Annotated in this window: 15 protein-coding genes; 4 read left to right on the top strand and 11 right to left on the bottom strand. The window is 60.7% G+C overall.

Annotation, left to right across the window (positions count from 1 at the left end; all coding sequences use genetic code 11):
* Positions 1-17: 17 nt before the first annotated feature.
* The 8 genes from I554_RS0107775 to I554_RS0107740 all read right to left on the bottom strand — a co-directional run bounded on the left by I554_RS0107775 (position 18) and on the right by I554_RS0107740 (position 6007).
* Positions 18-1280: an AAA family ATPase gene (locus I554_RS0107775; protein ID WP_024576950.1), complete on the bottom strand. Its 1263-nt coding sequence runs from the start codon at positions 1278-1280 to the stop codon at positions 18-20.
* The gene (locus I554_RS0107770) at positions 1277-2014 is read right to left on the bottom strand and encodes a CpaD family pilus assembly protein (RefSeq protein ID WP_024576949.1); all 738 of its coding nucleotides are present in this window, start codon (positions 2012-2014) and stop codon (positions 1277-1279) included. Before I554_RS0107770 ends, I554_RS0107775 begins: the two co-directional genes overlap by 4 nt.
* Before the next feature lie 21 nt (positions 2015-2035).
* Positions 2036-3532, bottom strand: a complete 1497-nt coding sequence (locus I554_RS0107765) for a type II and III secretion system protein family protein (protein WP_029659358.1) — start codon at positions 3530-3532, stop codon at positions 2036-2038.
* 14 nt (positions 3533-3546) lie between these two features.
* Positions 3547-4332 carry a Flp pilus assembly protein CpaB gene (gene cpaB, locus I554_RS0107760; RefSeq protein WP_024576947.1) on the bottom strand — a complete coding sequence of 262 codons (786 nt, stop codon included), beginning with the start codon at positions 4330-4332 and terminating at the stop codon, positions 3547-3549.
* 213 nt (positions 4333-4545) lie between these two features.
* The gene (locus I554_RS0107755; protein WP_006022734.1) at positions 4546-5070 is read right to left on the bottom strand and encodes a prepilin peptidase; all 525 of its coding nucleotides are present in this window, start codon (positions 5068-5070) and stop codon (positions 4546-4548) included.
* 84 nt (positions 5071-5154) lie between these two features.
* Complete coding sequence (locus tag I554_RS27470) at positions 5155-5310, bottom strand: hypothetical protein (RefSeq protein WP_192818018.1); 156 nt, start codon at positions 5308-5310, stop codon at positions 5155-5157.
* A gap of 88 nt (positions 5311-5398) precedes the next feature.
* On the bottom strand, positions 5399-5563 hold the full coding sequence (locus I554_RS0107745; RefSeq protein WP_024576946.1) for a Flp family type IVb pilin: 165 nt from the start codon (positions 5561-5563) through the stop codon (positions 5399-5401).
* 282 nt (positions 5564-5845) lie between these two features.
* Positions 5846-6007 carry a Flp family type IVb pilin gene (locus tag I554_RS0107740; protein WP_024576945.1) on the bottom strand — a complete coding sequence of 54 codons (162 nt, stop codon included), beginning with the start codon at positions 6005-6007 and terminating at the stop codon, positions 5846-5848.
* Between the two features lie 306 nt (positions 6008-6313).
* On the opposite strand from I554_RS0107740, the gene I554_RS0107735 reads away from it, so the two are divergent.
* The 3 genes from I554_RS0107735 to I554_RS0107725 all read left to right on the top strand — a co-directional run bounded on the left by I554_RS0107735 (position 6314) and on the right by I554_RS0107725 (position 8111).
* Positions 6314-6808, top strand: a complete 495-nt coding sequence (locus I554_RS0107735; protein ID WP_024576944.1) for a pilus assembly protein N-terminal domain-containing protein — start codon at positions 6314-6316, stop codon at positions 6806-6808.
* A gap of 130 nt (positions 6809-6938) precedes the next feature.
* Entirely contained in the window at positions 6939-7496 is a 558-nt protein-coding gene (locus I554_RS0107730) for a TadE/TadG family type IV pilus assembly protein (protein WP_024576943.1), read from the top strand.
* A 12-nt stretch (positions 7497-7508) separates the two neighbouring features.
* On the top strand, positions 7509-8111 hold the full coding sequence (locus I554_RS0107725) for a TadE/TadG family type IV pilus assembly protein (protein WP_024576942.1): 603 nt from the start codon (positions 7509-7511) through the stop codon (positions 8109-8111).
* A 114-nt stretch (positions 8112-8225) separates the two neighbouring features.
* Here the strand turns inward: I554_RS0107725 and I554_RS0107720 are convergent, their stop codons facing one another.
* The 3 genes from I554_RS0107720 to I554_RS0107710 all read right to left on the bottom strand — a co-directional run bounded on the left by I554_RS0107720 (position 8226) and on the right by I554_RS0107710 (position 10502).
* Positions 8226-8438 (bottom strand): cold-shock protein, encoded by a 213-nt coding sequence (locus I554_RS0107720; protein WP_002714433.1) that lies wholly within the window; start codon positions 8436-8438, stop codon positions 8226-8228.
* Positions 8439-8714: 276 nt separating this feature from the next.
* The gene (infA, locus tag I554_RS0107715; protein ID WP_006022729.1) at positions 8715-9002 is read right to left on the bottom strand and encodes a translation initiation factor IF-1; all 288 of its coding nucleotides are present in this window, start codon (positions 9000-9002) and stop codon (positions 8715-8717) included.
* Between the two features lie 54 nt (positions 9003-9056).
* Positions 9057-10502: a DEAD/DEAH box helicase gene (locus I554_RS0107710; RefSeq protein ID WP_024576941.1), complete on the bottom strand. Its 1446-nt coding sequence runs from the start codon at positions 10500-10502 to the stop codon at positions 9057-9059.
* A gap of 528 nt (positions 10503-11030) precedes the next feature.
* Here I554_RS0107710 and urtA point away from each other — a divergent pair.
* Entirely contained in the window at positions 11031-12350 is a 1320-nt protein-coding gene (urtA, locus tag I554_RS0107705; RefSeq protein WP_024576940.1) for an urea ABC transporter substrate-binding protein, read from the top strand.
* The last annotated feature ends 103 nt before the right edge of the window (positions 12351-12453 follow it).

Genomic DNA, 12453 nt, shown 5'->3' with positions numbered 1-12453 from the left:
GTACTCCACGCGAAAGTCTATTTGGCCCGGAGCTTTCCGAGCAAAGGCGCCAGAAACGAATTGCGCGGCTTCTTGGCCTCGCCACGGCCAGTCAGGCGCTGCGCGATCTGCAGGAACATCTCGGAGGTGCGGTGATTGGCTGCGATTTCCGCGATCATCTGCCCGTTGTTCGCCGCCGCCCCGAAGATCTGCGGTTCGAACGGGATTGTCACGATCGGCGGGCTTTCGATGGCCTTAGCAAACTCGCCGGTGCTGATCTCGGGCCGCTTCGGCACGCCAGCCTGGTTGATGCAGTACAGCGGCGCCCTGTCGTTGGGCCGGGCAGCCTTCAGTGTGTCGAACATGTTCTTGGTGTTGCGCAGATTGGCGAGGTCAGGTGTTGCGACGATCAGGATATCGTCGGCGCCGACCAGCGCGCGCTTGGTCCATCCGGACCATTGATGCGGAACGTCAAGGACGATGCAGGGCATCGTGGTTCGCAGCGTATCGAAGATCGAATCGAACGCCTCCGCACCGAAATCGTAGACGCGGTCGAGCGTTGCGGGCGCGGCGAGCAGGCTGAGATGATCGGTGCACTTGGAGAGCAGGCGGTCCACGAAAGCCGTGTCGATACGATCGGGAGAGAACACCGCGTCGGCAATGCCCTGCGGCGGGTCTTGGTTGTAATCGAGACCGGCGGTTCCGAACGCGAGATCGAGATCGGCGACCACCGAATCCAGCGCGAGATCGCGCGCGATCGCCCAGGCGACGTTATGCGCGACGGTGGACGCGCCGACACCGCCTTTTGCGCCAACGACGGCAATGATCCGGCCGACGGCCTTGGCTTCGGGAACCGAAAACAGGCCACAGATCGAGCGGACAACGTCGAGCGGCGCAACCGGAGCGATCACGTAGTCGCTGATGCCCCGGCGTACGAGTTCGCGGTACAGCACGACATCGTTGACGCGGCCGATCACGATCACGCGCGTGCCCGCGTCGCAAACCGTTGCCAGCTGATCAAGACCCGAAAGGATGTCGTTGCGGCCCTCGGTTTCGAGCAGGATGACGTTCGGGGTCGGCGCTGTCCGGTATGCCTCGATGGCGGCCGTCATGCCGCCCATCTGAATCTTGAGATGCGCCTTGTCCAGCCGGCGGTCCTCGCCGGCGGCCTGCACGGCTGCTGCGGTTTCGACGGTTTCGCAGAACGCCTGGACGGAAACGCGCGGCGCCGGTGCAATATGCTCCTCGGCGGCGGTCGAGGCCGTCCCGTCCTCCTGATCCTGACGCGCGTAACTGATCATTTGCCCACTTCGCTCAGTTTGGCCTTGTCGGCTTCCGGATATGCAGTCGTCGTGGTCGTGCCCTTGCGATACTTGTCGAAGGCCACGCTGCGGCGAGGCGTGTAGGCCGGGGTTTCGGCGCGCGGCTGGACGAGATCGGACGGATTGTCGACCATCGCGGCCAGATTGCGCTGGCTCGCACAGCCGAGGTTGTAATACGGCCGGTTATCGTAATAGCCCTTGTTCTTGATTGAAGGGCCGAGGTCTTCCGGCCAAACACCGCATGGACCGGCATCCGCCACGATGCGCGGATAGTTGACGCGGATGGTCGCAAACAGCCGGGGATCCGTGGGCCGATAATTCCTGACGGTGATGCCGCGCGACGGCACGCCGGCGGCAGCCAGGATAGCCTGAATCTCACGCAGCGAGTCGTTTGCCACGCGCGCGTTCGGCGTATTGGTCGGCATGTCGATGATGATGCCGCCGGTGCCTTCGCGCAGCCAGGTCTCGGCGAGACCGGTGATATCCGATCGCTGCGCGGCAGTGAGACCGCCCCGGCCGGTGCCGACAAAGACTTCGGTGGTGCGGTTCGCTTCCTGAACCACGATGGGATGACGCTGGCGGTAGTCGAGCGGGATGCTGCTGGTGGGCGTGTCCTGATCGGTATGCGTGCAGGCCCCTAACGCGGCAGACGCCCCGAGAAGAGCGACTGCGATCCGCAGGCTGCGCTTGAGATTGGGTACTCTCGTCGTCATTGCTACTGTCCTTGTCCCATCTCAGTCGGTGATGAAGCCGTAGGTGCCGCGGTACTTGCGGCCGGGCTCAACGCGTCCGGGAACGCCATAGATGCGGTTGATGTTGCCGAGCAGATCCGACTGCGGATCGGCGGCGTCGGCGAAGCCGTCGTCAGGACGCGACAGGTCCTTCTGCGCGACCGCGCGGACCACGAACGGGGTAACCAGCACCATGAGTTCGGTGTTGCGATTGACGTAGTCGCGGCTGCGGAACAGCGTTCCGAGCACCGGCACCTGCGAGAGTCCGGGCAGACCGTTGATGGCCTGCTTGGTTTGCTCCTGAATCAGTCCGGCCATCGCCATAGAACCGCCCGAGGGAATTTCGAGGGTGGTTTCGGCACGACGGGTCTTGATCGAAGGAATCGTAAGGGTGTTTCCCGACTGATCGAGCGTGATCGAGTTGTCGGGCGAAAGTTCGGAGACTTCGGTCAGCACGCGCAGGCTGATCCGTCCTTCGGTCAGGACGATGGGCGTGAAGTTCAGGGTGATGCCGAATTTCTTGAAATCGATCTGGGTGGTACACGCACGCGAGACGGGGTCGCAGGTGTATCCCTTGGGCAGTGGGAACTCGCCGCCTGCGACAAAGGTTGCGGATTCGCCCGAAATCGCCGTGAGGTTCGGTTCGGCGAGCGTGCGGACGACCCCGGCGGTTTCCATTGCGCGTAGCGTTGCGGTGACCGCGGGGACGCGCTGACCGAGCAGGTTTGTTGCCTGACCCGCCGCACCGACCAGGCTATTGCCGGCGACAAGCGGGCGGCCATATGCAGTGAACGGATTCGTGTTGTTGAAGTTCACCACTGCGGTGCCGTAGTTCATCGTGGCGCTGAGATCGACGCCCAATTGCTTGATGATGTCGCGCTGAACTTCCGCCACGGTGACTTTCAGCATCACCTGATCGCGGCCGCGGACCGCGATGCTGTTCACGACCTTTTCGGGGCCGCCGGCCAGACGCGCGGCCATTTCCTGGGCCTGCTGCGCCTCGATAGGGCTGGCGGCAAAGCCCGACAGCACGACGCCGTCGCCGACGCCTTCAATCCGGATGTCGGACAGCGGGAACGACTGCTTCAGCGCGGCGCGCACGCCATTGAGGTCGCGCGTCACTGCGATATCGTAAGCGGCGATCTGCTGGCCCGACGTGTCGAAGAAAACGATGTTGGTCTGGCCGACTGCCGCGCCGATAATGTAGGCGCGCTGCGCGGAGCGCACCACGGCATTGGCGATCTTGGGGTCCGCAACCAGAACGTCCTTGATGTCGCGCGGCAGGTCGATGACAACGGACTTGCCGATGCCGAGCGGCAGGAAGCGTGCATTCAACTGGCCAGCATTCGATGCGACGGCCGCAGCCGCGGGGACGCGGTAATCGCTCGCGATCACCGGCGACATGACCGGGTTCAGCGTCAGCGCGGAAACCGCGGCAAACGACAGGGCACGCACCATGAAGGTCCGCACAGGTGCCTGATGTCCCTCTCGCCTCGTCATGCCGGTCCTCTCGATCACTTCCGTGTCGTCATTTGCGTGGAAACGCCGTAGCGAACGACATTGACGCTGTCGCTCTTGCTGCCGTCGTCGATATTGATGTCGTTGCGGTTGGCGTCGACCAGACTGCGCAATGCGAGCGACAAGGTGCCTGACTGCCGCGCACGCGCGAGCGATTCCGCCTGCTCAGGCTTCAATTCGAGTGTCGCAGTCTTGCCGACCACGACCTTCTGCCCGTCCTTTTCTCCGACTGTCTGGTCGATGGCGAGAACGCGGATGTTGGTCAGGATGATTTCGGAGTTGATGACGTCATTCGTGCCGGTGCGGCTGGCGACTCTCTCGCGCTTGGTGAGAATGACGTCGACCTTGTCGTTGGGCAGGATGAAACCACCGGCGCCGGTTTCCGGCGAGATTTCCGTCGAGATCGCGCGCATGCCGGTCGGCAGGATAGCGGCCATGAAGCCGGAACCGTTGCCCTTGACGAGCTTTGTCTCGCGGATCGGTTCGCCCGCGAGAAACGGCGAACGCGCGATCGACCCAACGATCTGGGTCATGGCTTCGGGCTGATCGTTGCGGCGGATGAAGTTGGAGCTTGCGGTCGACGACGGCCAGTTCTGCCACGCAATATCATCGGGCGTAACGGTCTGGCCGAGCGGGATGTCGGTGCGGGCAACTAGTACGTCGGTGGTGTCCATTGTCGTTGGCGCCGCAACCGGCTTCGGATCGGAGCCGCTTGCAAGATATGCAGCCGCGCCGCCGGCGCAGACGGCAATGGCCAGGACGACAATCCGCGCGGTATTCATACGCTTTCACTTTCCACATCACGCCGCGACGGACCTGTCGCTGTGGTCGGATTTGACCAGCTAAACGTCAAAGCATGGTTAATGAGGCGTATCTAAATCGCGTTAATGAGATGTTGCCATCGTGCGGCGGCCTGCAAGTCCGCGAGCTTCTCCAGCATGTTGCCAGTGAGCGCTGTGACTGAAGCAGGTTTCTGGTTCAGAGCGGCGACGGGTTCAGTGGCCGATGAAGCGGGTGAGATCGACGGCCTTCATCCATTCGGTCTCGGGATAGATCATCAGCGCACCGAGAGCGAGGGCGATACCGTACGGAATGCCGCTGTCCTTGCGGTGCAGCCGTTGCAGCCATTCCTGCGAAATCAGTGAGTACGGCAGTGGCCACTGCCGGAACTGAAGCATCAAAAGTGTCAGCGCACCGCCGAACAGGGACGCATAGACAAGGTAGCTGGCGAGAGGCGGAAACCCGAACCAGAGCCCGGCAGCGGCCGCGACCTTGGCATCGCCGCCGCCCATCCATCCGAAGGCGAAGCAGGCAAACGCGATGACCAGCACCGTCAGACCGGCCGCCACATGCATCCCGATCTCGGACAGCGGCATGCCGCTGAACCCGGCCAGCACGAAGAAACCCGCCACCAGCAGCAGCGAGATCCGGTTGGGAATCGTCATCGTGAAGAGATCGCTCGCGGCGGCGAAGGCCATCAAGGCGGGAAACAGGAAGACGCGCGCGAGATCGAGGATCATGGGGTTGCCGGGTCTGACAGATTGAGCCGCAGGAACTCGGTCCGGTTGAGCGAACGGCAGGCTACCCGGCAGAAATGAACAATACTAAAACGCGCCGGGCCAGATGCTGACGATCCGGAACAAGGCCGCGAGGCAGGCGAGGACAAGACCCGCGCAGACCAGCCGGATCGGCTCTTCGCGGGAAAGCGATACAAACAAGTGCCCGAAATTCGAACGTTTCTCGGCAGAAGACGGTTTCATACGCTTTACACAGTTCCGTCGGAGTGGCGCGGACACAAAAAAGGGCTCCGGTTTCCCGAAGCCCCTTTTTTTATCGAAACCCGACCGATTACTTGATCGAAGCGTTGATGTTGGTGAACTTGCTGTTCAGCGTGGTGCCGAGGCCGTTCACGGCAGCGATGATCGCGAGCGCAATACCCGCGGCAATCAGGCCGTACTCAATCGCGGTGGCGCCGGATTCGTCCTTGACGAAGCGAGCAACGAGCTTGGTCATCTATAACTCCATTTGTACACGTGGCTGTAGAACTCTGGCCGTTGCGGGGGCGGAAACCACCGTGACCATAGGGTCAACCTACGCAGCAGGAATTGCAGCGCAGTTAATTCGATTGCCGAAAGACTGAGGTATCCGCTTCTTCTTGCGGACGGTAAATGCTGGTTTAACGGCATTGTACGAATAGGGCGGGTTTCGCTGGCACAGTCCAGGAGCCGGCTCGAACAGCCGGATGAAACAAAGGCCCCGGTTTCCCGAGGCCTTTATGAACCCACGTGCTCCCCGTTAGTTGATCGAAGCGTTGATATTGGTGAACTTGGTGTTGAGGGTGGTGCCGAGACCGTTCACTGCGGCAATGATCGCGAGCGCAATGCCGGCTGCGATCAGGCCATACTCGATTGCAGTCGCGCCGGACTCATTCTTGAGGAAGCGGACAACGAGCGTCATATCCAATTCTCCATCTATGCGTTGAATGTCGAAACGAGCATTCTGAAAAGAGAACCGATTGAGTTCCCGGCGAGGAACCTAGAGCCGGTAAAAGTTCCAGTTCCTTAACATGATTGCAAAAAGCGAAAGAGGGGTGAGTTCCTGCTTAACAGACAACCTGTAATTGCAGGTACTCAACGATCCGTTCCGGCCGATGTCTGCAAGCCGTTTGCAGTTCGTTCATCAATTAACGGCAGATTTGCCATGTCGGGCGCCGGCACCGCTGCGTATCGCTTTTGCCGGCTTGTACACGCCCCGGAGTAGAGTATGTCGATCAATGTCTCGCGCCGTTACGTGCATAAAGCCGTAGCGCTGCGCTTTCTTGTTGCTGGCTTCCTGATGTTCCCGATCGCGACATTCGCCGGTACCGGCGATGAACCCGTTGCGGTTTTTGTGGATCAGGCAAAGGTGGTCAAACTGCCCGAGAAAGTCGCGACCATCGTGGTCGGAAACCCCCTGATCGCAGACGTTAACCTTCAGCCCGGCGGGATGGTGGTTGTCACCGGCAAGGGCTACGGCTCGACCAACATGATCGCCATGGATCGCGCCGGCGAGGTTCTGGCCAGCCGCTCCATTCAGGTTGAAGGTCCGGCGGACAAGATGGTCACCGTGTATCGCGGCCTGGAGCGCGAATCCTATAGCTGCACACCTGATTGCCAGCGGCGTGTGACTCTCGGTGACGGGCGGACCTACTTCGAAACCGCCCTCGGCCAGACCAACGTGCTGAACAACCAGGCCAGCGCTGCTGGCGCGCGGCCCTGAGACCGGATTGATTCCTTAACAGCCGGTTAATTCCGCGCCGGATGTTGTTCGTATCCGGCGCAAGCATTCAACAATCTCTGTCGGCTATTCTCGGCGGTAGTTATTTCCGCTGCATGCTTAGGATAGCCCGATGCCTCACCCCGCGACATCCATGACCGCGATCAACAAGGCGCTGCGCCGGTTTCGCCGCGACAGGCGCGCTTCGGCCGCCACCGAATTCGCGTTTGTCGCTCCGATCTTCTTCGTGCTGCTTTTCGCCGTCATGGAAACGGCGATGGTATTTTTCGCCGCGCAGATCCTTGAGACCGGTACACAGAATTCAGCGCGCCTGATGCTGACGCACCAGGCGCAGGATGCCGGCATGACGCAGGCCCAGTTCAAGCAGGATCTCTGCGACCGCATCAGCGTGATGTTCAGCTGCGACGGCATCTATGTCGATGTGAAGTCATTCGCCGAGGGAGCGACGGTCAACATCACCGACCCGATCGATGGATCTGGAAACTTCGTCAACAACTTCAGCTATCAGACGACGCCCGCCGGTAGCGCCGCCACCGTGGTCGTCCGCGCTTTTTATCAGTGGCCGATGTTCGTCACCGGGCTTGGCTACAACATCGCAAACATCGGACGCAACACGTCGAACAGCAAGCGCCTCCTCGCGGCGACGGCTGCGTTCCGCGTCGAGCCTTGAGGACGAACAATCATGAAACTGATTTCGCTTTTCAGGCATGTTCTCCGCGGCCGCCGGCTCGCAGTTCGGTTCGGTAACGACAGGCGCGGCGTGGCCGCCGTCGAGTTCGCGTTCATCTTGCCGTTGATGCTGACGCTCATGCTCGGAATGATCGACGTTTCGAGCGGGGTCGCCATCGACCGCAAGGTGACGCTGACCGCGCGCACGCTGTCCGACCTTGTGTCGCAGGGCACAAAAGTATCGTCCACGGACATCTCGAATTTCTTCAAGATGGGCAGCGCCATCATGACACCGTACGCCGTCACGCCGGCGACAATGACGCAGAAGATATCCGCGGTCAGCATCGATGCATCGAAGAAGGCGAAGGTGGTCTGGAGCTATTCCGGCGCGGTCAACGGCGCCAGCTCTGTCACGGTCACGACCGGCTATGCCAAGGATACAGTCATCACAACGATCCCGGCCGATCTTCTTGTCGCGAACACGCAGTTGATCTGGAGCGAGGTGACTTACACCTTCACGCCGATCACCGGATACATCATCAAGACCAACGTGCCGCTGTCTGAGGACTGCTACACCCGGCCTCGCCAGTCCGACACGGTGACTTATACAAGCTGATCGCAAAGCAGCTTTTCAGGCGCCAAAACAAAAAGGCCGTGCGATCCGCACGGCCTTTTCAATATCTGGTTCTCGGTTCTGAATGTCCTGCGGCGTGAGCCGCAAGAATTTCAGTTAACCGGCGGCGCGAAGATTGTCGGCCGACGACTTGCCCGAACGGCGATCGGCAACGATTTCGTAGCTGATCTTCTGGCCTTCGCGCAGCGTTCCCAGACCAGCGCGCTCGACGGCGCTGATGTGAACGAACACGTCGTTTCCGCCATCGTCAGGCTGAATGAAACCGTAACCCTTAGTCGCGTTGAACCACTTCACTGTTCCCATGCTCACGCAGGTAGTCCTTCTCAAGATAGATATCGTCAAAGCCCACGTCTAAATGGGCTGGTGAGATCGAAATTTGGATGAGGTCGTCAGCGTCTAAACCGGCTGTACCGGTGGATAGCTATGTCGTCCGGCCGAAGATCGATATCTCAATATTACGTGAAAATGGCCCCCGAAACAATCCTGACGGGTGCGGATTTTTGATGCCCGTCCAGCGTGCTCCGGAAGCAGGAGATCGCGCATGACGCGTGCCATGCGCGATCCGTATGATGCGGAGAAACCCGCTTATCTGCGGCGAAACTGGCCGCGCGGCGGGGTGCCGCGGGGAGGTCCGCCGGCCCCACCGGGGCGCTCGTCCTTGTGCCGGAAAATCAGGCGGCCTTTCTCGAGATCGTAGGGTGACATTTCGATGGTCACCCGGTCGCCTGCCAGCGTCTTGATGCGGTTCTTCTTCATCTTCCCGGCGGTGTAGGCCACGATCTCATGTCCGGCATCGAGCTGGACGCGATAGCGTGCGTCGGGAAGAATTTCGGTCACCAGTCCTTCGAACTGGATCAACTCTTCTTTGGCCATAGGGGTCTCCAAGTCCTTCTAATCAAGTTCGCTAATTCTGTCCGCAGGTCCGGTTCAGGACCGCTGCGGGCGCTGATTCCGATTGGGCTGATTTTGCGCCGGACGGCTTTCACGATGCAAGAAGGCGACGCCCTGAATACCCTCGCTCTTGCCACCCTGTGACGGCCGGGATTGCTCATGGCGATTGCCCTCGAAGCGGTTCGCTTGCGCGGGAGCGCCTCCACCCGGACGACGGCGGCGGCGCGGACCCTTCGATCCGGGGGCGCCGTCATTCGCACGTGGGCTGTGTCCGTTGTGGCCGTGACCACCTGACCGTGCCGGACGGTGATGCTGCGCGGGCGCGGCTGCGGCGGGACGCTGTTGATGTCCCGGCGTCCGGCGGTCTTCCTTCGGCAGGGTGACCTTGATCAGCCTTTCGATGTCGCGCAGATAGCCAAGCTCCTCGCCGCCGGCCACCAGCGAAATCGCGGTGCCGTCAGCGCCGGCGCGCGCGGTGCGGCCGATGCGGTGAACGTAGGTTTCCGGAACGTTGGTCAGGTCGAAGTTGATGACATGGCTAATACCGTCCACGTCGATGCCGCGCGCCGCGATATCGGTTGCGACCAGCGTGCGGATGTCGCCGGTGCGGAACGCCGCCAGCACGCGCTCGCGATGGTTCTGCGACTTGTTGCCGTGAATAGCTTCGGCAGGAATACCCGCTTTTACGAGGCCTTTCACAACCTTGTCGGCGCCGTGCTTGGTGCGGGTGAACACCAGCGCGCGGTTGACCTGCTCGGTCTTGAGGATCTGCGCCAGAATGGCGGGCTTTGCCGAGTGATCGACCTGGAGGACCTTCTGCGTGATGCGCTCGACGGTGGAAGACACCGGGGTCACAGCGACGCGCGCCGGGTTGTTCAGCATCTGGTCGGCGAGATCGGCGATGTCCTTCGGCATGGTCGCCGAGAAGAACAGCGTCTGGCGCCGGGTCGGCAGCTTGGCGACGATTTTGCGGATGTCGTTGATGAAGCCCATGTCAAGCATGCGGTCGGCTTCGTCGAGCACAAGGAATTCGACCTGATTGAGCTTGAGGGCATTGCCCTGGACCATGTCGAGCAGCCGGCCCGGTGTTGCCACCATGACCTCAATGCCCTGCATCACGGAGCGGACCTGGCGGCCCATCGGAACGCCGCCGATCGCCAGCGCCGAGGTCAGGCGCATATGGCGCCCGTAAGCGTTGAAGCTGTCGAGGATCTGACCGGAGAGTTCGCGGGTGGGGCTGAGCACCAGCACGCGGCAGGTCTTGGGCTGCGGCTTGATACGGTTTTCCAGCAGGCGGTGCAGGATCGGAAGCGCGAAGGACGCGGTCTTGCCGGTGCCGGTCTGCGCGATGCCGATAACGTCGCGTCCGGTGATCGCGATCGGAATGGTCTGGGCCTGAATGGGGGTGGGCGTGACGTAATTTTCTTCTTTAAGAGCACGCGAGATGGGATCGGCGAGGCCGAAATCCTGGAAGGAGGTCAAAAGGGTATCTTTCTATGAGTCGCAACGCGCGCCCGACGGAGTGCCAGGTGCGGGCGGGTGTCGGAGACACCCGCGTGTCTGGGGCGTCGGTTTCGGTTAGCTGAAGGGGCAAGCCAGAAACCGTTGAACGGGATCAGTACACGCGGCTCGCAAGGACCCGATGATTCTCAAGGTCGTGGCGCTCATATGGAACAGGAACACGGCGCTTTCAAGGTGAAATCGACCGCATAGCGGTAACTGGAGCCGGGAAGCTCAACAAACCCGAACATGCGGCACCGTTTCCTGCCCGAATTGTAGACAATGAGGATTTTATGATGAATTTTTATGCAATTGCCAAAAGCAAGGTCAGTTCAGCTGGCTGAAAAATGAGCAGGCAAAATACACGTCAAACTGAAATTCGATTTATCCATTAGAAATCAAATAATTAGGCAAATCTGTCCCATGGCATAGTTCTTGCGATTCCCTTAACGCCGCCGGCCGAGGGCCGTCGCACAGCGTTTCACGTCTGCGTCAGGGAGATGACATCGCATGACTACGCATTTCAGCAGCGCTGCAGTTGCACCGTTCAGCCGCCGTAAATGGCTGGCCGCAACTGCGGGTCTTTTTTTAGGTCTTGCCACGATCGGCGGGGCCAAGGCGCAGGAGACCATCAAGGTCGGCGTCCTTCATTCGCTTTCCGGAACAATGGCCATCAGCGAAACCACGCTGAAGGATACGGTGCTTTTCCTTATCGATGAGCAGAACAAGAAGGGCGGCGTTCTCGGCAAGAAGCTCGAGGCCGTCGTGGTCGATCCGGCGTCGAACTGGCCGCTGTTCGCGGAAAAGGCCCGCGAACTGATCACCAAGGACAAGGTGTCCGTGGTGTTCGGCTGCTGGACCTCGGTGTCGCGCAAGTCTGTGCTGCCGGTGTTCAAGGAACTGAACTCGATCCTGTTCTACCCGGTGCAGTACGAGGGTGAAGAGAGCGAGCGCAACGTGTTCTACACCGGTGCGGCGCCGAACCAGCAGGCGATCCCTGCGGTCGACTATCTCGCCAAGGAAGAGAAGGTGCAGCGCTGGGTTCTGGCCGGTACCGACTACGTCTATCCGCGCACCACCAACAAGATCCTCGAGGCCTATCTGAAGTCGAAGGGCGTCAAGGCCGAAGACATCATGATCAACTACACGCCGTTTGGTCATAGTGACTGGCAGACCATCGTGGCCGACATCAAGAAGTTCGGTTCGGCTGGCAAGAAGACGGCGGTGGTTTCGACCATCAACGGCGACGCCAACGTTCCGTTCTACAAGGAACTCGGCAACCAGGGCATCAAGGCGACCGATATTCCAGTCGTCGCGTTCTCGGTCGGTGAAGAAGAACTCGCCGGCATCGATACCAAGCCGCTGCTCGGCCATCTCGCCGCCTGGAACTACTTCCAGTCGATCAAGACGCCAGAGAACGAGGCTTTCATCAAGTCTTGGCAGGCCTATACCAAGAACCCGAAGCGCGTGACCAACGATCCGATGGAAGCGCATGTGATCGGCTTCGAGATGTGGGTGAAGGCTGTCGAGAAGGCCGGTTCGGTTGACGCCGATAAGGTGATCGACGCTCTTCCCGGCACCAAGGCCAAGAACCTCACTGGCGGCGTGTCGGAAATGCTTCCGAACCATCACATCACCAAGCCTGTGTTCATCGGCGAAATCAAAGCCGATGGCCAGTTCGACGTGGTGTGGAAGACCCCTGGCCTCGTCGCCGGCGACGCCTGGTCGAAGGAGCTCGACGGCTCCAAGGACCTGATCGGCGACTGGGTCGGCAAGAAGTGCGGCAACTTCAACACCAAGACCAACAAGTGCGGTGGTCAGGGTTCCTGAGCAACGTCACGCAGCGTGATGCATCCAAGGCGCATCGCGCTCTGACCTGAAACGACCGGAAGGCGGCGGCAGTCGCCGCCTTCCTCTCACCTCTGCCGGGGTT

This window comes from Afipia sp. OHSU_II-C1 (assembly GCF_000497575.1).
Lineage (GTDB): Bacteria > Pseudomonadota > Alphaproteobacteria > Rhizobiales > Xanthobacteraceae > Afipia.
The sequence above is the reverse complement of the archived record's forward strand: the minus strand, read 5'-3'. Positions and strand labels throughout refer to the sequence as shown.

Coding starts and splice junctions, on each gene's coding strand:
- I554_RS0107775 (WP_024576950.1), bottom strand. CDS start 1,280: ATGATCAGTTACGCGCGTCAGGATCAGGAGGACGGGACGGCCTCGACC.
- I554_RS0107770 (WP_024576949.1), bottom strand. CDS start 2,014: ATGACGACGAGAGTACCCAATCTCAAGCGCAGCCTGCGGATCGCAGTC.
- I554_RS0107765 (WP_029659358.1), bottom strand. CDS start 3,532: ATGACGAGGCGAGAGGGACATCAGGCACCTGTGCGGACCTTCATGGTG.
- cpaB (WP_024576947.1), bottom strand. CDS start 4,332: ATGAATACCGCGCGGATTGTCGTCCTGGCCATTGCCGTCTGCGCCGGC.
- I554_RS0107755 (WP_006022734.1), bottom strand. CDS start 5,070: ATGATCCTCGATCTCGCGCGCGTCTTCCTGTTTCCCGCCTTGATGGCC.
- I554_RS27470 (WP_192818018.1), bottom strand. CDS start 5,310: ATGAAACCGTCTTCTGCCGAGAAACGTTCGAATTTCGGGCACTTGTTT.
- I554_RS0107745 (WP_024576946.1), bottom strand. CDS start 5,563: ATGACCAAGCTCGTTGCTCGCTTCGTCAAGGACGAATCCGGCGCCACC.
- I554_RS0107740 (WP_024576945.1), bottom strand. CDS start 6,007: ATGACGCTCGTTGTCCGCTTCCTCAAGAATGAGTCCGGCGCGACTGCA.
- I554_RS0107735 (WP_024576944.1), top strand. CDS start 6,314: ATGTCGATCAATGTCTCGCGCCGTTACGTGCATAAAGCCGTAGCGCTG.
- I554_RS0107730 (WP_024576943.1), top strand. CDS start 6,939: ATGCCTCACCCCGCGACATCCATGACCGCGATCAACAAGGCGCTGCGC.
- I554_RS0107725 (WP_024576942.1), top strand. CDS start 7,509: ATGAAACTGATTTCGCTTTTCAGGCATGTTCTCCGCGGCCGCCGGCTC.
- infA (WP_006022729.1), bottom strand. CDS start 9,002: ATGGCCAAAGAAGAGTTGATCCAGTTCGAAGGACTGGTGACCGAAATT.
- urtA (WP_024576940.1), top strand. CDS start 11,031: ATGACTACGCATTTCAGCAGCGCTGCAGTTGCACCGTTCAGCCGCCGT.